The following is a 26108-nucleotide window of genomic DNA, read 5'->3' as shown; positions in this document are numbered from 1 at the left end:
ATCTGCTGAGAGCCTGGAATGACGTTCTGACATGCGGAACAAAGGAGTGGCGATGGAGGTCGTGCCCGTACCGCACGCGCGGCTGGGTGAGGGGGCGCGCTGGGACGAGCGGACGGGGACGCTGCTGTGGGTGGACATCCCCGCCGGCCTGGTGCACCGGCTCGACCCCGCCGACGGCTCACATGAGTCGATCGACGTGGGGCAGCCGGTGGGCGTGGCGGTTCCGCGGGCCTCCGGTGGGCTGGCGCTCGCCGTCAGCGAGGGCTTCGCCGTACACGATGGGGAGCTGACCGTCGTCGCGCCCGTGACGGCGGCCGAGCGGCCGGGGAACCGGATGAACGACGGCGCGTGCGACCGCGCGGGCCGTTTCTTCGCCGGGACCATGGCCCAGGACGACACTCCCGGCGCGGGCGCGCTCTACCGCCTCGGCCCCGACCGGCGCAGCGAGCGGGTCGTCGACGGCGTCTCGATCTCCAACGGCGTCGCGTGGAGCCCCGACGAACGGCTGCTCTACTACGTCGACACGGTCACCGACCGGGTGGACGTCTTCGACTACGACCCGGCGACCGGCGAGATCGCCGACCGCCGGATGTTCGCGGTGCTCCCGCAGCCCGACGGCCTCACGGTCGACGCGTCGGGCCACGTGTGGGTGGCGCTGTGGGGCGGCAGCAAGGTCGTCCGCCTGCGGCCCGACGGCCGGCTCGACCTGACGGTCGAGGTGCCCGCCACCAACGTGACGAGCTGCGCCTTCGGCGGCCCCGACCTCGACATCCTGTACGTCACCACCGCGTGGGACGGCAGCACGGGCGGCGAGCTGTGGCGCCGGCGCACCTCGTTCACCGGCCTGCCCGCCAACCCGTACCGCGACCTCAGCCCTTGACCGCCCCGGTCAGCGCCTGGACGAACCGGCGCTGGCCGAACAGGAACACGGCCAGCACCGGCAGCGTCGTCAGCACCGTGCCCGCCATGATCGCCGGCCAGTCGGCCCGATGCTGGCCCTGGAACGACGTCAACCCCACCTGCACGGTGTAGTTGGCGTCCGAGTTGATCACCACCACCGGCCAGAAAAGATCGTTCCAGGCGGTGATGAACGTGATCACGGCTAGCGCGGCCAGCGCCGGCCTGGCCACCGGGAGCACCACCTTGAAGAACACCGCGAAGCGCGAGCAGCCGTCGATCCGCGCGGCCTCCTCCAGCTCCCTCGGGAACGACTGGAAGAACGACGTCATCAGGAAGATGCCGACCGCCGAGCTGAGCTGCGGCACGATGAGCGCGCCCAGCGTGTCGGTCAGCCCGACCTTGTTGAAGATCAGGAACGTGGGGATCACCGTGAGCTGGAAGGGGATCAGCGCGGTGGCGATGACCAGGACCAGCGTGATCCGGGAGCCGACGAACCTGATCCGGGCGAACGCGTAGCCCGCCAGGCTGCAGAGCGCGAGCTGGGCCAGCACGATGGCGCCCGACACGATCACGCTGTTGAGGAACCAGCGGGGGAAGTTCGAGCCGTTGAGCACCGTGCGGTAGCCACCCAGGTCGATGCCCTCCGGCCAGAACGGCGGCGGGAACCGGTTGAGCTCGCCCTGGGTCATCACCGAGCTGAGGATCATCCAGACGAACGGCAGCACGGTCACCACGGACATCGGCAGCAGCACCAGATGCCACTTGCTGGGCAGACGCAGCTTTTTCACGCCATGACCCCCTTCCTGCGGGCGATCAGGAAGCCGGCGACGATCAGCACGAGGGTGCCGACGAACAGCACGTACGCCACGGCCGCGCCGTACCCGGCGGTGAAGTAGGTGAAGGCGAGCTGCCAGATGTAGTAGACGATCGTCACGGTCGCGTTGGCCGGTCCGCCCTTGGTCGTGGTCATGACCAGGTCGAAGAACTGCAGCGCGTCGATCACGCCCCAGACCGTGAGGAAGACCGTCATCGGCCGTACGGACGGCACGATGATGTGCCGGAACGTGGTCCACCGGCTCGCCCCGTCGATCGAGGCCGCCTCCAGGATCTCCTTGTTGATCTCCTGGATCGCGGCCAGGTAGATCACCACCGCGAACCCGAACCGGGTCCAGAAGAAGATCAGCGTGAGCACGTACATGGCCTGCGAGGGGCTGCTCAGCAACCCCTGCATCGGCAGCCCGAGCTTGACGAGCAGCCCGTTCATCATCCCGAAGTCGCGGTCGAAGATGTAGCCCATCAGCAGCCCGGCCGAGGTCGCCGAGGCGATGTAGGGCACCAGGAAGCAGGTCCGGTAGAACCCGATCCCGCGTACCTTCCTGTTCAGCAGCACCGCCACGAGCAGGCCCGCGATCAGCGACGCCGGGATGTAGAGCACGACGAGCAGCCCGGTGTTGCGCAGCGCCTGGAAGAAGACCGGGTCCGCGACCAGCGCCCGGTAGTTCGCCAGCCCCACGTTCTGTCCCGGGGACTGCAGGTCGGAGTCGGTGAAGGACAGCGCGAGCGCCCACACCATGGGGATCAGCGAGAAGCCGAGGATGATCAGCGAGGCGGGGCCCGCGAAGGACCAGCCGGCGACGTTGTCGGCGAGCTTGCGGCGGTCACGCGGCTGCCGGTGACCGGCGGCCGCCTGGCTCAGGGCCGGCGCGGTGCTGTTCATGACCCTGGTACGGCGAGCGCCGCGTCGGCCTTGGCCGCCGCCTCGTCCAGGGCGGTCTTGGCGTCGGCCTTGCCGAGCAGGGCCTGCGCGATGGCCTCGGCCACGAAGGCCGACACCCGCGGATATCTGGTCGTCGGCGGCCGGACCCGCTTGGCGTTGGCCAGGTTGGCGGAGATCACCTCGATTCCCGGATATTTCTTGAGGTAGTCCTGGTAACCGGGCAGCTTGGCGATGGACTCGCGGATGGGCAGCGAGCCGGTGTCCTTCATCCATTCGATCTGCTGGTCGGCCGCGGTCAGCCAGGTCAGGAACGTGGCGGCGGCCTTGACGCGCCGCTCGTCGTGCTTGAACACCACCCAGTTGTCGGGTCCCGAGACCGTCTCGTGGTTGCCGTTCGTGCCGGGGAGCTGGGCCACGCCGTAGTCGACCTTGGCGCTCTGCAGGTCGGGCAGCACCCACGGGCCGGACAGGAACATCCCGAGCCGTCCCGACTCGAACAGCTTCTGACCCTTCTCGGCCGGGCTGGAGTCGAGGTAGAGCGACTTGTCGTCGATCGCCATGCCGCGTAGCAGGCCGAGCGCCTGCTGCCCGGCGGCGGAGTTGAAGACGGCCTTCTTCCTGTCGGGAGAGAGCACGTCGCCGCCCGCCTGCCAGATCAGCGGCCACAGGCCCCAGACGGCCTCCTCGCCGCCGCTGATCGCCCAGGTGGTGCCGAAGGTGCCGGACGCGGCGTCGGTGGTCTTCTTGGCGATCGCCCGGAAGTCGTCCCAGGTCCAGTCGGGCTTCGGCGCCTCGACCCCGGCCTTGGCCAGCAGCTTCTTGTTGTAGAGGACCACCATGTTGTCGACCACCGCGGGGAAGCCGACGACCTTGCCCTCGACGGTGGCCGCCGCCCGCTCGCTGGACCAGAAGTCCGCCCAGCCGACGGCCGGGTCCTTCGTGTACTCCGTGAGGTCGGCCGTCTTCGGGTTCCTGGCGATGTTGGGCGCCCAGGAGCCGTACAGGTAGGCGATGTCGGGATAGGCGTCGGAGGTGAGGGCGGCGGTGAGCTTGGGCAGCATGCCGTCGGCGGTCGCGGCCCCTGGCTCGATGTTCACCTTGATCTCGGGGTGGCCCTGGTTGAACTGGGTCACCAGCTTCTCGATCGACTTGGCGGCGGCGTCCGTCTGGCCGTGCCAGATGGTGATCTGCACCGGCCCGGTTGCCTGTTCCTTGGCGGCCGAGCCGCAGCCGGTCGCGATCAGGGCGACGGCCGCCAGGGCGGCCAGGACGTTTCTGCTGTTTCCGGCGCGGCCGGCGCCGATGAAGACGATGCGTGCCATGGGGCTCTTTCCCTCCACAGAGCACGGCGGGCATGAGGCCCACTGCGTGCGGTGAGTATAGCCACCTATCCACGATACAGACTAGCATTCCGCTATGCGGAAAGCGCTGATAGGACGGCTTGCTCGACGTTGTATGCCTTTTATGCGGAATTCTCGATATCGAGACAAGATTGACAAGGTACGATTTTGCCCGATTTCCTTGTTGTCGGAATACCATTCCGCTATTCGGAATAGAAGGTGAGTGTATGGGCAACATGCGATCGCTCTTCACCCGGTCCGCTGTGGCTGCGGCCCTGGTCATCGCCCCGGTGATGGCCCTCGGCACCGCCGCGTCGGCCGACGCCTCAGCCACCGCCTCCGGGACCGCCGCCCGCGCGGCGGTCTGGCAGCCACCGCTGCAGAGCCGCTGGCAGTACCAGCTCCAGGGCAACTCCGCGTACCCCTCGACCGGCGGCGTCAACGTCGACATCTGCCAGGTCCCGCAGACCGGCGGCGCCTGCGTGAAGCCGACGGTGTTCGACATCGACCTCTACGCGGACGCCGACGTGGTGGGCAACAACTCCACGCTCAACACCGCCGCCGTCACCGCCATCCACGCGCGGGGCGCCAAGGCGATCTGCTACGTCGACGCCGGGTCGATCGAGGACTTCCGGCCCGACTACCAGACGTTCGTCGACTGGGACAACGCCCACGGCAACATCCTGCTGGGCAAGCCGTTCAGCGACGAGTTCCCGAACGAGCGCTGGGCCAACATCAACAACGAGCAGGGCCAGCGCGACTTCCTGCTGACGATGATGGCGGCCCGGGTCGACAAGTGCGTTCAGGCCGGGTTCGACGGCGTCGAGTTCGACGTGGTGAACGCCCACGAAGAGGGCAAGTCGGTCACCGGCTGGACGGTCTCCCCGGCCACCCAGCTCATCTTCAACCGGGCACTGGCCGCCATCGGCCATGCCAAGGGCCTGTCCGTGGCGCTGAAGAACGACCTCACCCAGGTGTCCGACCTGGTGGGCGACTTCGACTACGCGGTCAACGAGCAGTGCTTCGAGTTCGACGAGTGCGGGGAGCTGACCCCGTTCATCCAGGCGGGCAAGCCGGTGTTCCAGGTGGAGTACCTGACCTCGCCGTCCAGCTTCTGCGGCAAGGCGGCCACGCTCAACGTCAACGCCATCAAGAAGGCGACCGACTACTCCCTCAAGGATCTGCCCTACAAGCCCTGTAGGTAGCGCTAGGCGCGGTGGCCCTGCCGAGAGCGGGGCCACCGTTTCACACCACCGGGTTGGCCAGCGTGCCGATGCCCTCGACGCCCACCTCGACGGTGTCGCCGGGGTTGAGCGAGCGCCTCGGGTCCATGAACTCGCCGCAGCCCCACGGCGTACCGGTCAGCACGACGTCGCCCGGATCGAGGGTGAACGCGCGCGAGCAGTAGGCGAGCAGGTCGGCGATGCCGAAGAGCATCTCGGCGGTGCTGGAGTCCTGCACGGTCTCGCCGTTGACGGTCGTCCACAGCCGCAGCGACTGCGGGTCGTCGAGCTCGTCGGGCGTCACGATGGCCGGGCCCAGCGGGCAGAAGGTGTCCAGGCTCTTGCCGCGGGTCCACTGCCCGTCGGCGAACTGCAGGTCGCGGGCCGAGACGTCGTTGGCGACGGTGTAACCGGCCACGCCCGCCAGGGCCTCCCGCGGGCTCGCCTGGCGCAGCGGCGTCCCGATAACGGCGGCCAGCTCGACCTCCCAGTCCACCCGCTCGGTCAGGTCGCCGTCGATGACGATCGGCTCGCCGGGGCCGATCACGCTGGACGGGAACTTCGCGAACATCAGCGGTCGCGCCGGCTTGTCCATGCCGGCCTCGCGGATGTGGTCGAGGTAGTTGAGCCCGATCGCCACGATCTTGCCGGGCCGCACCGGCGCGTCGGGCACCGCGCCGGGCAGGGGCCGGGCCGCCGAACCGGAAAGCCGCCGCATCTCATCGGGCCCCTCGGCCAGTACCGCTCGCATCGAGGTGCCGGGTGGGACGTCGAGGGCGTACCAGAGCTCATCGCGCTGCACCGCGGCGAACCGGGTCTCACCGACCCGTGCCGTGCCGAGTCTCATGTCTACTCCAATTCCGCTATACAGAATGCGATTCCGCATCACCGAAAGGACATCAGCAACCCTGAGCACGTGTCAAGGGGGCTTTGGAACATTCCAGAGCCTCAGCTCGGGGGCGAATGATGTTCCGAATGGCAGAATGACCATGCGTATGGCGGAACCAGTGCTACCTTCGGAGCGGACTCGCGACAGAGGAGGACATCATGCGCGGACTGGCCGGGAAGCGGGTGCTGATCAGTGGTGGCAGCAGCGGCATCGGCGCCGCCACCGCCCGCAGATTCCTGGAGGAAGGCGCCCGGGTCGTGCTCGGCGGCCTCCGCGAAGCGGAGGTGGACCAGGCGGTGGCCGACCTCGCCCCGCTCGGCGAGGTGAGCGGGCTGGCGGGCGACGTCAGCTCGGCGGACGACGTCACCCGGCTGGTGGACGGCGCGATCGCGACGATGGGCGGGATCGACGTCCTGATCAACAACGCGGGCATCGCGTGGCGCGAGCCGTTCCTGGAGATCACGCCCGATCACTGGGACCGGATCGTCTCGGTGAACCTGCGGGGGATGTTCCTGGTCGCCCAGGCCGTGGCCAGGCACCTGGTGGAGCGCGGCTCCGGCGGGGTGATCCTCAACATGTCGTCCACGAACGGGCTCGGCGGAGAGGCCGATTACGCGCATTACAACGCGTCCAAGGGCGGCGTTCTTCTGCTTTCCAAGACAATGGCCGTGGAGCTCGGAAAACACGGGATCCGGGTCAATTCCCTTTGTCCTGGATATATCAAGACTCCATTGAATTCTGCGATCTCGTCCGGGCTGGCCGATGATTTCGTGTCGGCGTACGAACGCGACCACATCCCCCTCGGCAGGGCCGGTCTGGCCGAGGAGGTCGCGGCCGGATACGCCTTCCTGGCCTCGGATGACGCGTCCTTCATCCACGGCACCGAGCTGGTCATCGACGGCGGGCAACTCGCCATCATGTGAGGCATTTTCTCGGTAATCGCCGCCAATTTCGGTGCATGGACTTTCCCATGAATCCGCGATCTCATATTCCCGCTGGTATCACCGAGCAGGGAGAGGTCGATGCGGAGAATATTGGGAATTACCGTGGCTTTCGCGGTCACGATCGGCCTCGCCGCCGTGCCCGCAGCCACGGCGGCGAGTGCCCCACCACCACCGCCGGCCGTGGAGATCACCCGCTTCCTCGGCGAGCAGCGGCTGCCGCACAAGATGCCCTACGCCGGCACCACGGTAGGCGGCCTGTCCGGCCTCGACCGCGACCCACGCACCGGCACCTGGTACCTGATCTCCGACGACCGCGGCCGCTACGGCCCGGCCCGCTTCTACACCGGGCGTTTCGACATCGACCGTACGACCGGCGCCTTCACCGGGGTGCACCTCACCGCGGCCAACACCCTCCTGCGCCCCGACGGGAGCACCTACCCCCCGTACGGCAAGCCCGAGTCCGCCGACCCCGAGTCCATCCGCTACGACCCGTGGACCCGGCGGCTGCTGTGGGGCGACGAAGGCGACCGGCCGGACGCCGACCACCCGGACATCCCGCTGTCCGGCCTGTACGTCCACCGGGCCAACACCCAGGGGCGGCAGACCGACGACCTGCCGATGCCCGCCAACCTGCGCATGACCGGCACGGACCACGGACCCAGGCGTAACTTCGGCATCGAGGGCCTGGCCGTTACCCCGCGCGCGATCACGGCCATGACCGAGGGCCCGCGGTTCGAGGACGGGGAGCCGCCGACCGTCGAGCACGGCGCGGAGGCCCGCCTCACCGTGTGGGACCGTTTCGGCGGCTCGCCGCGCGCCCAGTACGTCTACCGCGTCGACCCGCTGCCCACCGCTCCCGTCCCGCCGACCGGGCACACCGACAGCGGGGTCTCGGAGATCCTCGCGATCGACGACCATCGGTTCCTGGCTCTGGAACGCTCCTGGCTCGAAGGCGTCGGCTACCGGGTGAAGCTGTACGAGATCGACCTGCGCGGTGCCACGAACGTGCTGGCCAGGGACAGCCTGTCGACCGGCGGGCCGTACCGCGCGGTGTCCAAGCACCTGGTCGCCGACCTCGACGAGGTCCGGACGCCGGTACAGAACCTGGAGAGCCTCGCCTGGGGACCGCGGTTGCGCACCGGCGAGTGCACGCTGGTGATCGGGTCCGACGACAACTTCGACGCCGAAGAGACGACGCAGTTCCTGGCCTTCGCCACCCGAACCTGCTGAACATACGCTTCGCAAAACGGCGAAGCATCCAGGGGTGCCTCGTCACCCCAACTAGCCTCGCCTTTCATGACGTACCACCCGCAACAGCCACACGCGCCCCGCCACCAGCAGCAGTTCAACGCCCCGTATCCCCAGCAGCAGCCCCCCGCCTTCACGCCACCTCCCGTGGTGATCGACGTCGGTACGGACGCCACGGTGAAGGCGCTGATCGGTGGCTCCGTGGCGGGGGTCATCGGGCTCTTCGCGATCGTGTCGGCGCTCACCGGCCAGGTGACGGGCGGCGGCGGGAGCACCGTCGTCGCCGGGCTGTTCGGGCTGCTCTTCCTGGCCATCGGCGCCCTGCCGATCATCACGTGGCGCAAGCTCAGCCGCCCCCGCAAGCTGGTCTTCGACGGCTACGGCGTCCGCTGGGACGATCCCCAGGGCAAGCCGTGGTCCGCGCCGTGGGCCGAGCTGGCGGGGGTGGGCATCTCGCGCACCCAGCAGCGCCGGGTCAAGCTCGCCGACTATGTGATGCGCAAGGTGATGGTCCGCCTGGACCTCTTCCCGGCCGACCCCGGGTTCCGCGCCCGCCACCCGGAGCTGGAGCACCTGTGGGAGTTCCACACGGTCAAGAACGGCTATCGGCTCCCGCTCGGCTCCAACCCCAAGTACATTCCGGTCATCGAGCAGGCGATGCGGCAGTATCGTCCCGCCGCCTACCTGGGCATCCGCGACGAGGGTTTCATGGTCGGCCTGGTCTAGAGATCGCCCCTCAGCGCGGGCGGGCGAGGCGAAGGGCGGCCAAGAGGAGGGAGAGCAGGCCGACCGCGGCGGTGACGGTGAGCTCCATGAGGATGGGCGAGTGACCGGCGGTGGGCTCCTGCGGCACGAGGTAGGGGGCGATGGTCCGCCGGAGCAGGTCGACCACGTAGGTGAGCGGGTTGGCCACCATGAGAGCGGTCAGCCAGCCGGGCAGGCCCCCCATCGGGAACAACGCGCCCGACAGGAACGTCATCGGGGTCAGCGTGAACCCCAATATCGCGTGGAAGGTCGGCGCCGGGGCGATGACCACGGCCAGCAGGGTGACGAACGCGGTCATGGCGAACGCGAGCAGCGCCATCTCGGCGACCAGCTCGATCATCAGCTTGGGCGCGTACGGGATGTGCGCCGGCCCCGCCAGGCCCAGGACGAGCACGCCCTGGAAGGTGGCGACCGTGGAGCCGCCCGCGCACCGACCGGCCAGCAGGCTCACCCGGTGGACGGGCGCGACCAGCGTCTCTCTGAGGAAACCGGCCTCGCGGTCGACCGCGATGGAGGCGCCGATGGCGATCGCGGGCGTCTGGACAGCCATCATCAGCACGCCGGGGAACAGGTAGGTGAGATAGCCGCCGTGGATCGGCAGCATGGCGGCGAACCCGGTGCCGAGGACCAGCAGGTAGACGACCGGCTGGGCCAGCGCTATGAGCAGGCGGGCGGGGTTGCGGACGGAGTGGAGCAGCTCCCGCCGCCACACCACATGGGCGGCCCGCGCCTCCCACAGGAGCCGGTGCAGGAGGCGCGACGAGGTGGTGAGGCAGGCGCTCACGGTCACGGCGACACCCCCGACCGCGCCGCGCCGTCCAAGGTCCGGCCGGTGTAGCGCAGGAACACCTCGTCCAGGCTGGGCCGGCGTACCTCGATCGAGTGCACGGGCACTCGCAGCACGGTGCACACCCAAGGGATGGCGGTGGCCGCGTCGGTCACCTGGACGTACAGGCCGTCCGGCCCCCACGCGCTGGCCAGGCCCAGGTAGTCGGACAGCGTGGCGGCCGCGGCCTGGTCGTCGCCGGTGCGCAGGTGGATGCGGTCCGTGCCGATCAGCCGCTTGAGCGCGGCCGGCGAGTCGTCGGCGACCACGCGGCCCCGGTCGACCATGGCGATGTGGTCGCAGTATTCGGCCTCCTCCAGGTAATGGGTGGTGAGGAACACGGTGATCGCCCGGCGATGGCGCAACTCGCGCAGGTGCTCCCAGATCTCCGCGCGGGCCTGCGGGTTCAGGCCCACCGTGGGCTCGTCGAGGAACAGCACCCCCGGCTCGTGCAGCAGCCCGCGGGCGATCTCCAGGAGGCGTCTCATGCTGTCGGACAGCGTGCGAACCAGCGAGTCGCCGAGGCCGGTCAGGCCCACGAGGTCCGCGGCCTCGGCCACCCGGCGGCGCGCGTCGTGCTTGCCCAGGCCGTACAGGGTGGCGTGGAAGGCGAGGTATTCGCGGACGGTCAGGTCCGTGTCGACGGTCGGCTCCTGGAAGACCAGCCCGATCCGGCGGCGTACCTCCTTCGGGTCGTCGCGTACGTCGATGCCCGCGACGAGCGCCCGGCCGCCGCTGGGGCGCAGCAGCGTGCACAGCATCGAGATCGTGGTGGACTTGCCCGCCCCGTTGGGTCCGAGGAAGCCGAACATCTCGCCGGCCTCGACGTTCAGGCTGATCCCGCACACCGCGCGCATGCCTTGGTAGGACTTGCGCAGCGAGCGGGTGTGGATCGTCCCCGGCCTCATGGCGCGGTGGTCGGGGCCGCGACGGTCATGATCGGCCGGTAGTAGCCGGCCGCGTAGGGCTCGCCGACCGGCTGCCCGTTCACCTGCACCCAGGCGTGCGCGCGGAACGGCTCGACGCGCACCCCCGCGCACCAGGTGGGCCAGGTGCCCCGCATCCGGCACAGGATGGCCGTCGCCAGCGAGCGCTGCAGGCAGGCGGGCCCGGCGCAGCGCGCGCTCACCGCCACCACGTCGTCCCTGGCGGCCAGGGCCTGCGCGGCCGTCGCGGCGACGGCGCCGCGCCGGATCACCTGCAGCACGCACCGGAGCCGGTATGGAGTGAGCGCGGTCAGCGCCCGGGCCGCGGCGACGGCCAGCAGCGTGGCGGGGGTCCGGACGAGCGGTGGCCAGGCGCGTTCCTCGGGGGTCATCGGGTGGCTCATGACATCACCAGTCCCGCTCGGCGCAGGGCCGCCAGCAGGCCGGCGACATCGCGGTCCGCCTGCTCGGCGGAGAGCCCCGGGTGGTCGCCGGTCAGCCTCTTGGCCACCTCGCCCGGAGCGGCGCCGCAGAGCAGGGCGCGCAGGACCAGCGTGGCGGTGGCGTTGAGCTGCCAGTAGCGGCCGGTGCGCTCGTCGAGCAGCACCATGCCGTCGATGGAGTGCGCGGCGGACACGTCGCCGCGCAGGCTGAAGGGCATCACGAATCTCCCGTGGTCATGGCCGGCATCCGAAGGGGGGTCAGTGAGCGCAGCCATATCTCGCAGGCCAGCGTCTGCGACAGGGGTCCCATGACGTGCGGCAGCGGGTGCACGTCGAGCAGGGCGGAACGCAGGACACCGGGGTCGATCAGACCGAGCCGGCCGAGCTCCGACGCGTCGAACAGCTCCAGCACGCCGTCACGATGGCGCCGCCATCCGGCATAGAAGTCGGCGCTGTATTCGCCCTTGGTCGAGCGTTCCAGCATCTCGTACGGCACGATGCCGGCCATCGACGCCGTCAGCAGCGGCTTGCAGCGGCCGAGACCGGCGCGCTGGTCCAGCCGCACCGACAGCGCGGCCTCGATCACGGCGTCATCCAGGTAGGGCGCGGCGTACGGGAGCCCCAGCCGGGAGGTGGCCTGGTCGATCTGACGCAGCCCGGCCCCGCCGGCGCGCGCGTGGAGCAGGGCCTGGTGCTGGGCGCGCCGCGGCGACAGCGGCGCCGGCTGCGCGGCGGCGATCCCGGCCAGCACGTCGCGGGCCGCGTTGACGGCGCCGGGGGTGGCCCAGGGCGGCATGCGCAGCGGTGGTCCCCATGCCATCGAGTGCGGGTCAGGGGCCGCGGGCGCGGTGCGCAGCTCGGCGGCGCAGCGGCCCAGCCAGGCCGAGTGGCCGGTGCGGTCGGCCATCGCCCGCAGCATCCGCCCCCAGGAGGTCCGCCAGCGGGCCCGGCGGGCGCGCAGGTGCGCGGGCGCGGTGAACGGGCGCTCTCTGACCAGGTCGTGGAGGTAGGGCGGAAGGGGCGAGAACAGCTCGTCGCCGCCGAGCCCCATCAGGTGCAGCCGGGAGCCGGCGGTGCCCAGCCGCCAGGCCAGGTCGGCCAGCCGCGCCGTGTCGCGGACCCAGCCCGACGGCTCCTCCATCGCCGGCTGGGACTTGGTCAGCCCGGCGAACCACAGCGGGAGCTCGTCGTTGCCGATGACGAGGTGCGTGGCCGTCGACAGGGCGGTGGCCGCGCGGAAGGCCCAGGCCGGGTCGTCGTTGCCCGGGTCGATGCCCTCGCAGTGCACGGTGATCAGGCTTGCCGGGCCGCGCGCGGCCAGGAAGCAGAGGCTGCTGGAGTCGAGTCCGCCGGACAGGTCGGCGCTGATCGTGCCGCCGTCCGCGGTGCAGGTGTCCACGGCGCCGATCAGCGCCTCGCGGAGGGCGGCCGCCCCCTCGGGCATGGGCAGGGTTGGTTCGGGGGGGTGCCACCAGGTGCGGACGCGGGTCGTGCCGTCGGGTTCGATCAGCAGTGTCCGGTCGGGGGGCAGGCAGGTGACGTCGCGCCACACGCCGAGGTCCTGCAGCGGGGCGACCACTCCGCTCGGCAGCAGCCGGGTGGCCAGCACCTGCTCGTTGATCCGCCCGCCGGTCGCCCACGCGAGCACGTCGGAGCGGCTGGCGGCCACCGTCACACCGCGTACGCGGGCGTGGAAGATCCGCCGCACGGCCGAGGCGGTGCCGCGTACCGCCGTCCGGCCGTCGATCGAGGCGGCCAGGTGGAAGCTGCCCGCCAGCCCGGCGACGACCTGCTCGATCCGCTCGACGTCGGATATCCGATCCAGCCGCAGGGCCAGGTCGGTGGCAGTGACCGGACAGCGCCCGATCACCGCCACCCGCGCCGCTCCCACGGCCGCCAGACGGATCTGTTGGCCGGGCCAGTCGCCGATCAACCACGGCCGCCCGGAGGCGTGCTCGATCACCTGACCGGCCCTGGGGAGCAGCACGCCTGCCGCGGCAAGACCTGCTTCACCGTCGGGGAGCACGGCGAACCACATCTCACCCAGCACTGTCGCTCCCGCCCGTCAGCCGGAGAACCACTGATGGGGCGGCCAGTCGATGACGAAGCCCGACGGGTGACCGCACGTGAGCTCGGCGAAGTCGCCGACCTCAACCAGGGCGGGCGGCTCGTACGCCGCTGGTGCGTGCATGACCCTTCTCCTTTCAGAGATGATGGCCGGACACGACCTGTCTACCTATCCGGCATCGCTACTGACAGTAGCTATTCGGTTACTAATAGCGATGACCATAGTCACGGTTTCTGTGCCGGTCCGCTACTGGTAGCAGCGGATTGGGGACGGGCACGCAGCGCATCTCCCCGCCGTCGGCGCCGAGCCAGCGCAGCAGCAGGTTGGCCTTGGCGGGCACGTGGGAGGCCGCCAGCAGGGCGCGGATCCGCACATGGTCGCCCGCGTACCCGGCCAGCAGGTCTCTGGCCCGCGCCCACAGCTCGCCGCCGAGGCCGGCGTGGCGCTCCTCGATCGCCCCAGCGATCTCCCACAGATTGTTGGTCACCAGGCAGGAGACCAGCCGCTCCCAGCCATAGGCGGCGCCGACGCCCGGGACGGCGGGGTGCCGGTCGGTGACCAGCTTGACGCCCTCGTGGTCGCGGAAGATCGCCTGCGCCGGGGTGCCGGCGGCGTCCACGCCGATGAGCACGTTCTGCAGGTGGCACTCCAGGACCACGCCGTGGTGCAGGTACGCGTGCAGGACCGGCGGTACGACGTGCTCGAGGTAGCGCTGCCACCAGGTGAGGGCGCGGTCCTCGTCGAGGCCGTCGAGCGGGTTGGCGGGGAAGCCCTCGCCGATCCCCGCCGCCAGCAGCGCCGTCAGGCCGGGCCGCAGGTGCGCTCCCAGGCCGTCGCGGACGATCACCGCCAGCGCCTCGCCGCCGTCGCCGAGGTCCACGGTGCGGTAACCCCGGTCGGACAGTACGGACGGTCTCGGCAGGTGCGCGGGCAGGTCGTCGAAGACCGCGCGCAGCAGGCCGTCGACGGCGGTCAGCCGGCGCAGGTCGCGGGACCAGAGGCGGCGGACGTCGTTGGTGATCCGGACGTCGAGGCTGAACTTGCAGAACAGGTCCGCGTCCGGCAGGTACACCGTGCGCAGCGATGAGGTCGGCACGGCCACGGTGGTGGTCTCGCCCAGGTACCGCAGCCGCCCGTCGCGCAGGGCGGGCGGGCCGCCGAGCAGCTCCAGTTGCCAGGGGTGGGCGGGCAGCAGGAGGCCGCCCTCGGGCGGCGGCGGGCCGAGCCCGTCCAGCGCGGTGGGGTCGCCCTCCTCCAGTACGGCCTCGGGCGGCACGCCGAGCAGGGCCAGCGGGAAGCGGGCGCGGGCCTCGGGCGCGTAAGGGAGCCAGGAGTCCGGGCCGAGCCCGCCCCGGGCCTTGGGCGCCGGGTGGTAGCGGTGCCCGGCGACCAGGGCCTGCTCGGACCGCAGGAACAGCTCGGTGGGCGAGGCCTGGGCGGTCGCGGTGGGCGGGAACGGTGCGGGGGTCGCCGCCGGCGTTCGGGTGGCCAGCAGGGTGGCGACGACGTCCCTGCTGTGGCGGATCTCGCCGGCGAGGGTGCCGTTGGAGACGCCGGTGTACGCCGTCAGCTCCTCGGCGGTCAGTGCCACCAGGAGGTCCAGGGACAGGGGGAGCCAGCCGCCGGCTGTGTACAGGGCGGGGTGCCCGGGGTAGCGTCCAGCGCGTACCCGCAGCAGGTGGCCGGTCGTCGGCAAGCGGTAGATCCGGTGGCCGTCGTCCTGGCCGCTCTCGGGCCTGGCCACTTCGCGGATCAGGCAGTTGAGGAGAGCCGTCACCGTGAGAGCGTCGGCGCGGTCGCCGTCCGGGCCGGACCGTAGGGTCGCCTGCGCCGCGTCCGGTCCCTCGGGATGGCGTGTCATCGCAGGCCCCCTCACCACTCGTATCGGCGACCATACACGGGGTAACTACCCGTTATGAGTATTGATTTGGAGGATCCCCCCCAAGGTCGGACAGAAGCGGAATTTGCCGCAGAGCTGGCGCGGATCCGGCCCGGGCTGGCCGCCGCCTACGCCGAGGCGCTGCCGGGGGCGCGATCCACCGTGCTCGGGCTGCTCTGGCGGGGGCTGCTGTACGAGCCGGTGCCCGGGCTGGCCGGTCGGGAGTCCGCGCTGGGGCGGATCCGGTTGTCCGACGGGCGGCTGCTCACCGGGCCTCGCCGGCTGCCCTACGACCTGGAGGTGGGCGAGGACTCGGGGGTGCTGCTGGACGGGCGGGCGTACACGCGGCCGGGCGAGCTGGTGGCGGCGCTCGGCCTGCCCGGGGCGGTGCGCTTCGGCGCCGACCTGGAGCGCAGTGTCGCCTCGCTGGCCCTCGCCCGCGCCGGAGCGGGGACGGGAGCGGGGGCGGGAGCGGGGGCGGGGCCGGATGAGCGGTCGCTGGAGTGGTTCGAGCAGAGTGTGGTGGACGGGCATCCGTACCATCCGTGCTGCCGTAACCGGCCCGGCGTGTCGGTGGCGGAGCAGTTGGCGTACATGCCCGAGCACCGGCCCGTGGTCGATCTGGACCTGATAGCGGTGCCGGTGTCGCGGTGCGTGGTCGTCGGGGTGTGGCCCGACTGGCTGCGCGACATCGACCGGCTGCTGCTGCCCGCCCACCCGTGGCAGAGCCGGCATGTGCTGCGGGAGCTCGGGCTGCGGCCGTTGGTGGCGGGTGGGATCCCGGCCCGGCCGCTGATCTGCGTACGCACGCTCGCGCCCGTCGGCGGCGGGCCGCATCTCAAGACGGCGTTCTCCACGCGGATGACGTCCAACGTGCGCGACATCTCGCCGGGCTCGATACGGGACAGCGCGCCGCTCTCGGCCATGCTGGTGGACCTGGCGCGGCGGCTGGACGGGGGGCTGCGGATCACCCGCAACCTGGCCGCGGCCTGCGCGGTGGTGAACGGCGAGCCGAGCGCCGACCTGGCGGTCCTGGTGCGCGAGTCGCCGTCGGAGTACGCGGGCGCCGGCGAGACCGTGCTCCCCGTGGCGGCCCTCATCGTCCGGCCCCCGAACGGTGGTCCGCCCCTGATCGGCGCTCTGCCGACCGCCGGGCTGGAGTGGTTGGCGGAGTTCGCCCGGCTGGCATGGGGAGCGGGGCTGCGGCTGCTGGCGTACGGCGTGACGCTGGAGGCGCACGGGCAGAACCTGCTGGTCGTCCTGGACCGCCGCGGCCGCCCGCTGCGCCTGGTCTACCGGGACCTGGCCGACATCCGGGTCAGCCCCGCGCGCCTGCGCCGCAACGGCCTGACGCCGCCACCGCTGAGCCCGCGGCTCATCACCGACGATCCGGACGAACTGCACGCCAAGCTGTTCGGCTCGCTGGTCGGCACCACGTTCAGCAGCCTCGTCTCCGCCCTCGGCCAGGGCGACCGGGAAGTGGAGGCGCGGCTGTGGGCGGCAGTGAGGGCGGCGGCCGTCCAGGTGTTCGACGACCTGCCCGCCACCGCCGACATCCGCGCCGACCGGGCGGCGCTGTTCGGGGCGGAGCTCCCCGTCAAGGCGCACACGCTGATGCAGCTCGACGGCGGCCCCGGGGGCGACCGCTGGGCCCGGTTCCCCAACCCGCTGTCACGGACCTGACCAAGCGCTACAAACCCTTCAGACGTCGAACACCACCGGCACCCTGGTCCCCGTACGGGCCGACTCCAGGGCGGCCGTCACCATGGCCAGGCTCCGGATGTTGTCGTGGCACTCGCCCTGCGGCGCCCGCCCGGTGCGCAGCCCGGTCAGGAACTCCTCCAGCCCCTCCGCCAGCCCGCTGAACCGGGCCCGCCCCGGGTATCGGTCCGGCTCGGGCGGGTGCCGGCGTGCCTTGTGCCCCTTGACCGTCTCCACCGTCGGCCGGCCCTCGCCGTCCCAGCGTGCCGTGCCGTGCGCTCCGGCGGCTCGCCAGCTTCCGGTCCAGGACGTCGCCTGGCCGGGCGCGGACCAGCTCCCCGTGAACGTGTAGCGCAGCCCGCCGGTCATCTCGAAGATCGCCGTGGCGGAGCAGGCGCCGGAATACCAGGTCCACGGCGACTGGAACGACTCGCAGTAGGCACTGACCGGATCGGCCCCCGACACCGCGCGGGCCGCGTCGAACAGGTGGATCGCCATGTCCTGTAACAGGGGGTGCTCCAGCGCGGAAAGGAACGGCGGCCCCTCGTACGGCATGAAGAACTCCGAGGTCAGCAGCCCGAGCGGCCCGAGCTCGGCCACCGTCCGGCGGAAGGCCACCAGGTTCGGCTGGAAGCGGCGGTTCTGGTTGACCGCGAACAGCCGCCGCGCCCGGTCCGCCGCGCTCACCATGGTGCGCGCCTCGTCCAGTGTGATCGACATCGGCTTCTCGCTGAGCACCGACACCCCGCGCTCCAGGGCGGTGACGGTGACCTCGCGATGAGCCTCGGGGACGGTGCAGTTGACGATGAAGTCGGGCTCCTCGCCGTCGAGCACGGCGGTGAGCGAGGCGCTGACGGGCAGCCCGTCCAGGCCGAGGGTCGCGGCGGCGGCGCGGGCGCGCTCCTCGGCCACGTCCACCCAGCCCACCAGCTCGGTGCCGGGATGGGCCAGCAGCTCCGGCGCCCACTGGCCGCCGATGAACCCGGCGCCGACCACCACGGCCCGCAGCGGACGGTCCTCGTCGAGGGTGATGAAGGTCATGCGGCTCCTACCAGGTGATGGGGGTGTGCGCGTTCCGCAGGGGCTCGCCGACGCCGGACGCGGGGGCGGCCCACAGCACCGCGTTGGCCAGCACGCGCCGTACGTCGGGGTGGTGGTAGACCGGATGCCCCTGGTCGCCGGGGCTGAAGTAGAAGATCCGGCCCAGGCCACGGCGGTAGCAGCAGCCGCTGCGGAACACCTCGCCGCCGCTGAAGTTGCTGACGAAGACCAGCTCGTCGGGGTCGGGGATGCCGAACGGCTCGCCGTACGTCTCCTGCTCGCCGATGACCAGCGGGCGCGGCACGCCCTCGGCGATGGGGTGGCTGGGGGCGACCGTCCAGACCAGCTCGCGCTCGGCCGCGTCGCGCCAGGTGAGCGAACAGGTGGTGCCCATCAGCTTGCGGAAGATCTTCGAGTAGTGGCCCGAGTGCAGCACCAGCAGGCCCATCCCGGCGAGCACGCGCTGATGCACCCGCTCCACGACCTCGTCGGACACCTCCTCATGGGCCATGTGCCCCCACCAGGTGAGCACGTCGGTCTCGGCGAGGTCCTTCTCCGACAGCCCGTGCTCGGGGTCCTCCAGGATCGCGGTGCGCACCCGTACGCGGTCGCCGAGCCGCTCGGTCAGGCCGGCGGCGATCGCGCCGTGGATGCCGTCCGGGTAGCGCAGGCGTACGTCCTCCTCGCGTGGCTCGTGGTAGTTCTCGCTCCAGACCGTGACCTTGACCGGCATCCGCTTGCCTCCCCGAGGGGCCGTGTGGCCCTCTGATGTCGTCGACCCGTTGTCGCACCTGGTTCTCGCCGCTCTCGCGGTCGTTGAAGCCGGCATGGGCGGCTCGAACGACGAGCCCAGGCCAACGGGCTGACCTGGACTGCTCTTTGTGGCCTTTTTGGTGAATTAGAGGTCTATTTAAGACGACGTGGCCATGGCCGCGCGCGCCGCCGCCGGCCCGCTGAGGCCGGGCGACGGTCAGGAGGGTTGCCCGTGCCAGTCGATGCCGTGCCTGCGCAGCCACTCGACGTCGCGCTCCTGGATCTCCGGGTTGACCTTCCCGGTGGGCATGCGGGCGCCGCCTCTGCCGCCGAAGTGGGTGGCGAGCTCATCGCCGACGTCGAGGACGACCTTCTCGTAGTCGGGCTGCCAGCGCATCAGCGTTCGCCTGCCGCATTCGGGGCACAGCCATTCTTCGGTCCCTGAGTCGGAGACCCCGACCATGACCATCTCGTGCGTCGCAGTCACCGCGCACTCCTTGTCTTCACCGAGCGTTTACCCGGTGATTCGTCCGGTATTCGAGGTCCACCGGACATAAGTTCGTGGCGATTTCCGGGAGTGAATCCAGGTAGCTCCGTTGGCCGTAAAACACGGCCACTTCCGGCCTGTGGCGCGGGCGTCGTCGCTGACGGCATTTCCCCGATGATGAGCGGAAAGCCGAATGTTGCCCAGGAGTGCCTATGTCCACGATTGAGACTCCGGAATCCCCGCAACGCCTCGACGAGCCGCCGGTCATCGCCGAGCCGGCCCGCCGCCGGTGGCTGACCGCGGGGGCCGGCTCGGCCGTCGTGCTCGTCGCCCTGGCCGCGGCCGGGTACGGCATCTTCCAGACCGTCTCGGCCAAGCCCGCCGAGCCGTACGGCGGGACGCCGCCCTGGTCCGTCCCCGACGACCCGGCCCCCGGGATGAAGGCCGCCGGTCTCACCGCCGGGCCGATGGGCACGGCCGAGCACTACCACGCCCACTTGAGCGTCTTCGTCGACGGCAAGGCGGTGGAGGTCCCGGCCAACATCGGGATCGACGGGGAGGACATGACCCCCGTACACACCCATGACGCCCGTGGGGTGATCCACGTCGAGTCGCGCGCCAAGGGTGAGACCTACACCCTCGGCCAGATCTTCGAGCAATGGGGCGTCACCCTCTCGCCGAACCAGCTCGGCGCGCTGCGGACCGGCAACGGCAAGGTCCTCACGACCCAGGTCGACGGCAAGCCGTTCACCGGCGACCCGGCGTCCATCGTGATCAAGGCGCACGAGCAGATCTCACTCGTGTACGGCGTGCCGGACCCGTCCTTCACCCCGCCGAGCAGCTTCTCGTTCAAGCCGGAGGAGTAGTCAGGCCGATCGCTGCGTCAGCCGGTAGCGCGACGGCGGGATCCCGTAGCGGTCGACGAACGCCTGCCGCAACGTCTCGGCCGTGCCGAAGCCGCAGCGGGCGGCCACGCCGGCCATGGGCAGGGAGGTCGAGGCCAGCAGGTGGGCGGCCGCCTCCGTGCGGGCCTGCCGGACGTACCGGCCGGGGGTCAGTCCCAAACTCTTGAGGAACAGCCGGGTCAGGTGCCGCTCGCTCACGCCGGCGCCGGCCGCCAGTGTGGCGGTGGCCAGGTCGGCGTCCAGATGGCCGGTGACGTAGTCGGCCACCTGCCTGACCAGCCTGTCGGTGTACGGCGGCGCGACGGTGAAGATGCTCATCTGCGCCTGGTTGCCGGGCCGTTGCAGGTAGGTCACCAGGCTGCGGGCGACCTTCCTGGCGAGCTCGGCGCCGCTGTCCTCCTCGATGAAGGCCAGCATGAGGTCGAGGGCGCTGGTGACACCGGCCGCCGTGCGGACGTGCCCGTCGCGGATGAAGATGGGGCCGGGATCGAACGTGACCGCGGGGTACCGGACGGAGAGGTCGTAGGCCCACTCCCAGTGCGTGGTCACGCGCCGGCCGTCCAGCAGGCCCGCCGCGGCCAGGACGCCGGCTCCCGTGCACACCGACGAGACGCGGCGGCTCTCGCGCGCGAGGCGGCGGACGTGCGCCAGGATCAGCCGGTTCTCCGCCGCGTCCAGGTGGCCGATGCCGCCGGTGACGATGATCGTGTCGAGCGGCCCGGTGACGCGTTCGAGGACCTCCTGGCCCTGCACGACCAGGCCGGTGCCGCAGGTGATGGGGTTGCCGCCGGGCGTGGCCAGCCGGACTTCGTAGAGGGGGAGGCCGGCGTGGTCGTTCGCCGTCTCCAGAGTGCTGGTGACGCAGGCGATGTCGAGCAGTGACGCCGCCTCATAGCCGATGACGACCATCCGCCGTACGGTCATGGCCAGACCCTATGGGGGACGGACCAGGATCCCAAGATTTCAGACCTACTGATTTCCCTCCTTTGCCGGTGGATGCGGAGAACCGGCACAGTTGCCGCATGACGCAGAGATCATGGGGCCGATTCGCCGGGCACTACGTGGAAATGGTCATCGCGATGTTCGTCGGGATGTTCGCGCTCGGCTTCCTGCTGGACGCCGTCGGGGTCAGTCCGTCGTACGAGCGGGATCCCGAGCTCGCCTACCTGGTCATGGCCTTCGACATGTCCGTCGGCATGGCCGTCTGGATGCGCTTCCGCGGGCACGGGTGGGCCGGCACGCTGGAGATGTGCGCCGCCATGTTCGTCCCCGTCCTGCCGCTGTTCCCGCTGCTCTGGATGGGGGTCATCGACGGGATGGGGCTGATGATGGCCGCGCACGTGGCGATGTTCCCGCTCATGCTGCTGGCGATGCTGCGGCGGCGCGACGAGTACACCCACGCCCACGCTCACTGAACCGGCTGGCGCTCTGAGCAAGCGTTTGGTTTGATCACGGTATGGACGACCGTGAGATCGCCGACCGCCTCCAGATCGCCGACGTGCTGGCCCGGTACGCCCGCGCCGTCGACTCGGGCGACTGGGACCTGCTCGACGAGGTGTTCACCCCTGACGCGGTGATCGACTACACCGCGGCGGGCGGCATCCGCGGCACGCGTGCCGAGATCAAGACCTGGCTCGCCGACGTCCTGTCCGGCTGGCCCGGCCGGCTGCACCTGATCGGCGCCATCAGGATCGTCTTCGAGAGCGGCGAAGCCCGCGTGAGCGCGGCGTTCGCCGACACCCTCGCTCCCTCGCGCGAGCTGGTCTCCGCCGACAGCAAGGGGCTGATCCAGGGTGGTGGCTGGTACCACCACCGGATGGTGCGCACCGCCGACGGCTGGGGGAGCCGCGAACTCGTAGAGGAGCAGTCCTGGCGCACCATCCGCTGAAACGGGCCCGGCGCCGCGCGGACGCGGCGCCGGATGAGATGTCAGCCGTTGTCGGTACTGGTGACCACGGAAGGCCCGTAGCCGCCCACGAACCAGACGTTCCCCGGCTGGAGTGAGGTCGAGCTCACCAGGTTGTCCGCACCGGCCGGCTTGGCGACGTTGTCCCAGTTCGTGCCGTTGGAGTGGAAGAGCAGGCTGTCGGAGCCGCTGCCCGTGACCCAGAGGTCGGTGGCCGAGACGGCGGTCATGGTGGAGATGGCCCCCTGGCTGAGCTTCGTCGCGACCGTCCACGCGGTGCCGTCCCAGTGCAGGACGGAGCCGCCGAACGAGACCGCCCAGGCGTTGGCCGGCGACACGGCGGCGACGTCGACCAGGTAGTCGGAGCCGATGTCGGGGGTCGCGACCGCGGACCAGGCCGAGCCGGTCCAGTGCAGGATGTAGGGCAGGTTGGTGCCGCTGTAGCCGGGGCGCTTGGGGCCGCGCTGGCCGCCCACGATCCAGACGTCACCGGACGACGTGCCCGACACCGCGTTCACCCGGAGCCGGAAGTCGATGACGGGCGGGTTCGGTGATGCCACCCGCGACCAGGCCGAGCCGTTCCAGTGCAGGGCGAGCGTGCCACCCGTGCCGGTGCCCACGGCCCAGGCGTCGGTCGGGGACAGCATGGTGACGTCGTTGACGGCCTCGCCCCGCAGGTCGGCCGGCACCGTCATCCGGCTCCAGGAGCTGCCGTTCCAGTGCACGGCCAGGGGTATGGGGCCGCCGGGCACTCCTGGTGATGGAGCCGGATAGTCGTTGCCGACGGCGATCACGTCACTCGCGGTGGCCGCGTCCACCGCGGTCAGAGCGCAGCAGCTTCCGGCCGGTGACGACACCTCTGACCAGGCGGATCCGTTCCAGTGGTCGATCACCGCGCCGTCGTTGGTGGAGCCGACGGCCCAGACGTCGTTCGCCGTGACCGCGGTCACGCCCTTGAGCGTGGCGGCGGAGGTGCCGTTGAGGAGCGGAAGCTCGATGACGTTCCAGGTGGCGGCGCCGGCCGTACCGGTGAAGGCGAGGAGCGTCAGCGCCATACCCGCCACGGCAGTACCACGGACGAATTTACTCGATCGCATGGAGAACTCCCTTTCGTCGGGGAATACGCATCCACCGCCACAACGGATTGCCGACATGGCCGGTTCACTGAGGTAATGGCAGGTATTTGTGGCGTTATAAAACGCCGTGAACAATCGCCTTTTCGGCGCCGCTCAATGCGTGTTGATCAGCACGGCGCCGGTGCTGCCGCGGGGGGTCAGCCTGGCCGCCTGGTCCTCGAACGGCGGCACGGTCTCGCCCGCGATCAGGGCCAGCAGTCGCTGGGCGGCGTGCGCGCCGTACGCCGGGATGTCCCGGGTGAGCGCGGTGAGCGGCGGGCGGACGACCTGGGACAGCGGGGAGTCGTCCCAGGCGACGATCGACAGGTCGCGTGGCACGTCGAGCCGCATCTCCTGGGCGACGGACAGGCCCGCCACCGCCATGATGTCGTTGTCGTAGACGATCGCGGTGGGCCGGTCCGCCGAGCTGAGCAGCCGCCTGGTCGCCCTGGCGCCCTCCTCGCCGGTGTAGTCGGTGTGCATGGTCACGTGCTCGGCCGCGCCCGCGCACGACTCCGCGAACGCCTGGTCGCGCACGGCCGTGTGGACCAGCTTGGACAGTCCGGCGACCCGGGCGATGCGGCGGTGCCCGAGCGCGATGAGATAGGCGATGGTCTCGCGGATCGCCTCGCCGTCGTCGGACCAGACCGCGGGCAGCGAGCCCGATGCGGCGGGGTGGCCGATCACCACGACCGGCATGCCCAGCCGCTCCATGGCGGGCACCCGGGTATCGGAGTAACGCAGGTCGACGAGGAAGGCGCCGTCCGTGCGGCGCTCGCCCCACCAGCGCCGGTACACCTCTATCTCCTGCTGGTGGTCGGTGACGACCTGGAGCATCAGGGCGTACGAGCGGTCCGCGAGCACGCCCTCGATGCCGCTGATGAGCTCCATGAAGAACGGCTCGACGCCCAGGAAGCGCGCGGGACGGCACAGCGCGAGCCCCACCGTGTGGGCCCTGGCGCCGTTCAGCGCGCGGGCGGCGCTGTTGGGCTGCCAGCCGATCTCCTCGGCGATGGCGACGATCCGCGCGCGCGTCGCCTCCGACACCCCCGGCTGCCCGTTGAGCGCGTAGGAGACCGCCACCTTGGAGACTCCCGCACGGCTGGCGATGTCGGCGATCGTCGGTCGCTTCACGAGACCCCCCTGTGAACCGGTTATCTGACCACACTCTAGGACACCCACACCGTATGACCAGCAGCGATTTCCTGAGGCAGGATCTGCGGTCAGAACGACTTATCCGGTTCAGGAAAAGTTGTCATCCGGCAGAGGCATAGCGGGACAGGCCGCCCGGCGTCTGAGGAGTGATATCAACCCCTTTGGAGGTGGTCGTGGACCCCGCGGACGAGCAAGGCTTCCGCGAGTTCGTCTCTGCGCGCTCTCCCGCCCTGATGCGGCTCGGCTTCCTGCTCACCGGTGGTGACCAGCACGGGGCCGAGGACTTGGTGCAGAGCGCGCTGGCGAAGCTGGCGGTGAAATGGCAGCGGGTCGACACGCCCGAGGCGTACGCCAGGCAGATCATGTACCGCCAGCAGGTGAGCTGGTGGCGCGCGACCGGCCGGCGTGGCGAGGTCGTCCAGGCGACCCCGCCGGACCTGCCGGGAGCGGACCGCACGCACCAGAGCGAGCTGCGCATGGTGCTGCGCGGGGCTCTGGCCAAGCTCACCGCGAAGCAGCGCACGGTGCTCGTGCTGCGCTACTTCGAGGACCTGCCCGACCACGAGGTCGCCCGCGAGCTCGGCTGCTCGGTCGGCACGGTCAGAAGCACCACGCACCGATCGCTCGCCCGGCTCCGGCTGATCGCCCCCGAGCTGGCCGTGGAACTGGAGGCCGCGACATGACCCGACTGCTTCGCGACACCCTGGAGGAGTGGGCCTCGGAGGCCCGGGTCCCGCACGACCTGGCGGACCGGGCGCTACGGAGGCGCGCCTGGCTGCCTATCGGTGCGACAGTGCTGGCCGCCGGGCTGGCGGTGGCCGTCGCGGTGTTCGCCATCGGCCTGCAGGGCGAGAACACGACGGTACGGCCCGCGACAGGGGTGAGCGTCCCGGTCAGGCCGACGGCGACCTCGACCGAGTTGCAGGCCGACCCCGACAACGCGCCCCCGAAGAAGCTGGTGGCGGCTGGGAACGTCGCCGTCTCCGCGTACTGGACCACCAAGGTCGAGAAGCTGCCCGACAAGTGGGAACGATACCGTCGGACCTGGTCGCTCTACGATCCGCGCACCGGCGGCTACGAGCAGACCTCGTGGGCGTGGGCCGACGTGGCGCCGGGACTCCAGCTCGCCGCGGTGGTCGAGGGTGACCTGATCGGCAAGCGGGTGGGCATCCTCGACATGAACACCCGGCAGGTGCTCGACTGGATCGATCTGGAGCACGCCGTCGGGTCGGTCGTCTGGTCGCCCGACGGAACCAAGGTCCTGGCCACCGCCTATTCCGAGTTTCCGGATCGGCGCCAGGCGATGGGGAAGGACTCCTTTCAGGTGTTCCCCAGCCCGCGGATCGGCTACTACGTCATCGACGTCGCCACGGGCGAGGCCGACTACCACGCGCTCGGGCCGATGAGCATGGACGGGTCTCCAGGCAACTCGAACGCGCGCCAGGATCTCGGCTGGAGTCTGGACGGGTCGCTGCTCTGGCAGCCCAGCAACACCAGGCCGGACAAGGTCTTCATCGACTTCGACGGCAAGCAGGTGGAGGCGCCGGCCGGTGACCAGTACGTCTACTACACCGGCAGGTCGAAGGTCTCGCCCAACGGTAAGCTGGTTCTCGGCCGCGACGGCCTGCCGACCAAGATCACCGATCAGTCCGGAGCCGTCGTCGGCAAGCAGAAGGTGCTCCAGCTCCTCGCCTGGGCCGACGACGACAACGTGGTCGCGCTCGGTTGCGCGGGGGAGTGCGGGAATGAGTTCGACAACGGCCTGGTGCTGGTCAGCGTCGACGGCTCCCGGATGACTCAGCTCACCGCCAACCGTGACCGGAACAACGGCGAATGGAGCTGGGTCCTCACGCCCAGGAACTGACGCGAGGCAGCCG

The 26108-nt window shown here is 70.6% G+C and carries 28 protein-coding genes; 11 read left to right on the top strand and 17 right to left on the bottom strand.

Annotation, left to right across the window (positions count from 1 at the left end):
• Positions 1-31 precede the first annotated feature (31 nt).
• Positions 32-880, top strand: coding sequence for an SMP-30/gluconolactonase/LRE family protein (locus KLK06_RS52820; RefSeq protein WP_214643451.1), 849 nt, complete (start codon positions 32-34; stop codon positions 878-880).
• On the opposite strand, the gene KLK06_RS52815 is transcribed toward KLK06_RS52820, so the two are convergent.
• From KLK06_RS52815 to KLK06_RS52805, 3 genes are read right to left on the bottom strand one after another with little or no spacing between them, the layout of a single operon-like run.
• Positions 870-1688: a carbohydrate ABC transporter permease gene (locus KLK06_RS52815; RefSeq protein WP_214643450.1), complete on the bottom strand. Its 819-nt coding sequence runs from the start codon at positions 1686-1688 to the stop codon at positions 870-872. The genes KLK06_RS52820 and KLK06_RS52815 overlap by 11 nt on opposite strands.
• Positions 1685-2617 carry a carbohydrate ABC transporter permease gene (locus tag KLK06_RS52810; RefSeq protein ID WP_214643449.1) on the bottom strand — a complete coding sequence of 311 codons (933 nt, stop codon included), beginning with the start codon at positions 2615-2617 and terminating at the stop codon, positions 1685-1687. Before KLK06_RS52810 ends, KLK06_RS52815 begins: the two co-directional genes overlap by 4 nt.
• The gene (locus KLK06_RS52805; RefSeq protein ID WP_214643448.1) at positions 2614-3939 is read right to left on the bottom strand and encodes an ABC transporter substrate-binding protein; all 1326 of its coding nucleotides are present in this window, start codon (positions 3937-3939) and stop codon (positions 2614-2616) included. Before KLK06_RS52805 ends, KLK06_RS52810 begins: the two co-directional genes overlap by 4 nt.
• A gap of 245 nt (positions 3940-4184) precedes the next feature.
• Between KLK06_RS52805 and KLK06_RS52800 the strand changes: the two genes are divergently transcribed.
• Positions 4185-5162, top strand: a complete 978-nt coding sequence (locus KLK06_RS52800) for an endo alpha-1,4 polygalactosaminidase (protein ID WP_214643447.1) — start codon at positions 4185-4187, stop codon at positions 5160-5162.
• A gap of 40 nt (positions 5163-5202) precedes the next feature.
• On the opposite strand, the gene KLK06_RS52795 is transcribed toward KLK06_RS52800, so the two are convergent.
• Positions 5203-6027, bottom strand: coding sequence for a fumarylacetoacetate hydrolase family protein (locus KLK06_RS52795; protein WP_214643446.1), 825 nt, complete (start codon positions 6025-6027; stop codon positions 5203-5205).
• Between the two features lie 200 nt (positions 6028-6227).
• On the opposite strand from KLK06_RS52795, the gene KLK06_RS52790 reads away from it, so the two are divergent.
• The 3 genes from KLK06_RS52790 to KLK06_RS52780 all read left to right on the top strand — a co-directional run bounded on the left by KLK06_RS52790 (position 6228) and on the right by KLK06_RS52780 (position 8987).
• Positions 6228-6992 carry an SDR family NAD(P)-dependent oxidoreductase gene (locus tag KLK06_RS52790; RefSeq protein WP_214643445.1) on the top strand — a complete coding sequence of 255 codons (765 nt, stop codon included), beginning with the start codon at positions 6228-6230 and terminating at the stop codon, positions 6990-6992.
• A gap of 123 nt (positions 6993-7115) precedes the next feature.
• Complete coding sequence (locus KLK06_RS52785; protein ID WP_308168875.1) at positions 7116-8243, top strand: esterase-like activity of phytase family protein; 1128 nt, start codon at positions 7116-7118, stop codon at positions 8241-8243.
• A 66-nt stretch (positions 8244-8309) separates the two neighbouring features.
• Complete coding sequence (locus tag KLK06_RS52780) at positions 8310-8987, top strand: hypothetical protein (protein WP_214643443.1); 678 nt, start codon at positions 8310-8312, stop codon at positions 8985-8987.
• A gap of 10 nt (positions 8988-8997) precedes the next feature.
• Here the strand turns inward: KLK06_RS52780 and KLK06_RS52775 are convergent, their stop codons facing one another.
• The 7 genes from KLK06_RS52775 to KLK06_RS52745 all read right to left on the bottom strand — a co-directional run bounded on the left by KLK06_RS52775 (position 8998) and on the right by KLK06_RS52745 (position 15150).
• Entirely contained in the window at positions 8998-9816 is an 819-nt protein-coding gene (locus tag KLK06_RS52775; RefSeq protein WP_308168874.1) for an ABC transporter permease, read from the bottom strand.
• Positions 9813-10760 (bottom strand): ABC transporter ATP-binding protein, encoded by a 948-nt coding sequence (locus tag KLK06_RS52770; protein ID WP_214643442.1) that lies wholly within the window; start codon positions 10758-10760, stop codon positions 9813-9815. Before KLK06_RS52770 ends, KLK06_RS52775 begins: the two co-directional genes overlap by 4 nt.
• A complete protein-coding gene (locus tag KLK06_RS52765) occupies positions 10757-11182 on the bottom strand; it encodes a lasso peptide biosynthesis B2 protein (RefSeq protein ID WP_250907433.1) in 426 nt (141 codons plus the stop codon). The genes KLK06_RS52770 and KLK06_RS52765 overlap by 4 nt, the downstream gene beginning before the upstream one ends.
• Positions 11179-11439 carry a lasso peptide biosynthesis PqqD family chaperone gene (locus KLK06_RS52760; RefSeq protein ID WP_214643441.1) on the bottom strand — a complete coding sequence of 87 codons (261 nt, stop codon included), beginning with the start codon at positions 11437-11439 and terminating at the stop codon, positions 11179-11181. The genes KLK06_RS52765 and KLK06_RS52760 overlap by 4 nt, the downstream gene beginning before the upstream one ends.
• On the bottom strand, positions 11439-13271 hold the full coding sequence (locus KLK06_RS52755) for an asparagine synthase-related protein (RefSeq protein ID WP_214643440.1): 1833 nt from the start codon (positions 13269-13271) through the stop codon (positions 11439-11441). The genes KLK06_RS52760 and KLK06_RS52755 overlap by 1 nt, the downstream gene beginning before the upstream one ends.
• A gap of 15 nt (positions 13272-13286) precedes the next feature.
• Complete coding sequence (locus KLK06_RS52750; RefSeq protein WP_214643439.1) at positions 13287-13412, bottom strand: lasso RiPP family leader peptide-containing protein; 126 nt, start codon at positions 13410-13412, stop codon at positions 13287-13289.
• Between the two features lie 82 nt (positions 13413-13494).
• Complete coding sequence (locus KLK06_RS52745) at positions 13495-15150, bottom strand: IucA/IucC family siderophore biosynthesis protein (RefSeq protein ID WP_250907432.1); 1656 nt, start codon at positions 15148-15150, stop codon at positions 13495-13497.
• Positions 15151-15204: 54 nt separating this feature from the next.
• Here KLK06_RS52745 and KLK06_RS52740 point away from each other — a divergent pair, with 54 nt between their 5' ends.
• The gene (locus tag KLK06_RS52740) at positions 15205-16851 is read left to right on the top strand and encodes an IucA/IucC family siderophore biosynthesis protein (protein ID WP_214643438.1); all 1647 of its coding nucleotides are present in this window, start codon (positions 15205-15207) and stop codon (positions 16849-16851) included.
• 18 nt (positions 16852-16869) lie between these two features.
• On the opposite strand, the gene KLK06_RS52735 is transcribed toward KLK06_RS52740, so the two are convergent.
• The 3 genes from KLK06_RS52735 to KLK06_RS52725 all read right to left on the bottom strand — a co-directional run bounded on the left by KLK06_RS52735 (position 16870) and on the right by KLK06_RS52725 (position 19150).
• Positions 16870-17910 carry a Gfo/Idh/MocA family protein gene (locus tag KLK06_RS52735; protein WP_214643437.1) on the bottom strand — a complete coding sequence of 347 codons (1041 nt, stop codon included), beginning with the start codon at positions 17908-17910 and terminating at the stop codon, positions 16870-16872.
• Between the two features lie 7 nt (positions 17911-17917).
• A complete protein-coding gene (locus KLK06_RS52730) occupies positions 17918-18643 on the bottom strand; it encodes a ThuA domain-containing protein (RefSeq protein ID WP_214643436.1) in 726 nt (241 codons plus the stop codon).
• Between the two features lie 237 nt (positions 18644-18880).
• Positions 18881-19150 (bottom strand): hypothetical protein, encoded by a 270-nt coding sequence (locus KLK06_RS52725; RefSeq protein ID WP_214643435.1) that lies wholly within the window; start codon positions 19148-19150, stop codon positions 18881-18883.
• A 212-nt stretch (positions 19151-19362) separates the two neighbouring features.
• Between KLK06_RS52725 and KLK06_RS52720 the strand changes: the two genes are divergently transcribed.
• Complete coding sequence (locus KLK06_RS52720) at positions 19363-20016, top strand: hypothetical protein (protein WP_214643434.1); 654 nt, start codon at positions 19363-19365, stop codon at positions 20014-20016.
• Here KLK06_RS52720 and KLK06_RS52715 read toward each other — a convergent pair whose 3' ends face one another.
• Positions 20017-20979, bottom strand: coding sequence for a GlxA family transcriptional regulator (locus KLK06_RS52715; protein ID WP_214643433.1), 963 nt, complete (start codon positions 20977-20979; stop codon positions 20017-20019). It abuts the gene before it with no gap.
• Positions 20980-21077: 98 nt separating this feature from the next.
• Here KLK06_RS52715 and KLK06_RS52710 point away from each other — a divergent pair, with 98 nt between their 5' ends.
• Both KLK06_RS52710 and KLK06_RS52705 read left to right on the top strand, forming a co-directional pair.
• Entirely contained in the window at positions 21078-21470 is a 393-nt protein-coding gene (locus KLK06_RS52710; protein WP_214643432.1) for a hypothetical protein, read from the top strand.
• Positions 21471-21511: 41 nt separating this feature from the next.
• Entirely contained in the window at positions 21512-21943 is a 432-nt protein-coding gene (locus KLK06_RS52705) for a nuclear transport factor 2 family protein (RefSeq protein ID WP_214643431.1), read from the top strand.
• 41 nt (positions 21944-21984) lie between these two features.
• On the opposite strand, the gene KLK06_RS52700 is transcribed toward KLK06_RS52705, so the two are convergent.
• Positions 21985-23016, bottom strand: coding sequence for a hypothetical protein (locus KLK06_RS52700; protein WP_214643430.1), 1032 nt, complete (start codon positions 23014-23016; stop codon positions 21985-21987).
• Between the two features lie 174 nt (positions 23017-23190).
• Positions 23191-24210: a LacI family DNA-binding transcriptional regulator gene (locus tag KLK06_RS52695; protein WP_214643429.1), complete on the bottom strand. Its 1020-nt coding sequence runs from the start codon at positions 24208-24210 to the stop codon at positions 23191-23193.
• A 194-nt stretch (positions 24211-24404) separates the two neighbouring features.
• On the opposite strand from KLK06_RS52695, the gene KLK06_RS52690 reads away from it, so the two are divergent.
• Positions 24405-24914: a SigE family RNA polymerase sigma factor gene (locus KLK06_RS52690; RefSeq protein WP_214643428.1), complete on the top strand. Its 510-nt coding sequence runs from the start codon at positions 24405-24407 to the stop codon at positions 24912-24914.
• Positions 24911-26095 (top strand): hypothetical protein, encoded by a 1185-nt coding sequence (locus KLK06_RS52685; protein WP_214643427.1) that lies wholly within the window; start codon positions 24911-24913, stop codon positions 26093-26095. The genes KLK06_RS52690 and KLK06_RS52685 overlap by 4 nt, the downstream gene beginning before the upstream one ends.
• Positions 26096-26108: the final 13 nt, after the last annotated feature.

Origin of the sequence: Nonomuraea sp. NEAU-A123 (genome assembly GCF_018603905.1) — a bacterium.
Classification (GTDB): Bacteria; Actinomycetota; Actinomycetes; order Streptosporangiales; family Streptosporangiaceae; genus Nonomuraea.
Note: the sequence above shows the minus strand (reverse complement) of the source record. Positions and strands in the feature narration are given on the sequence as shown.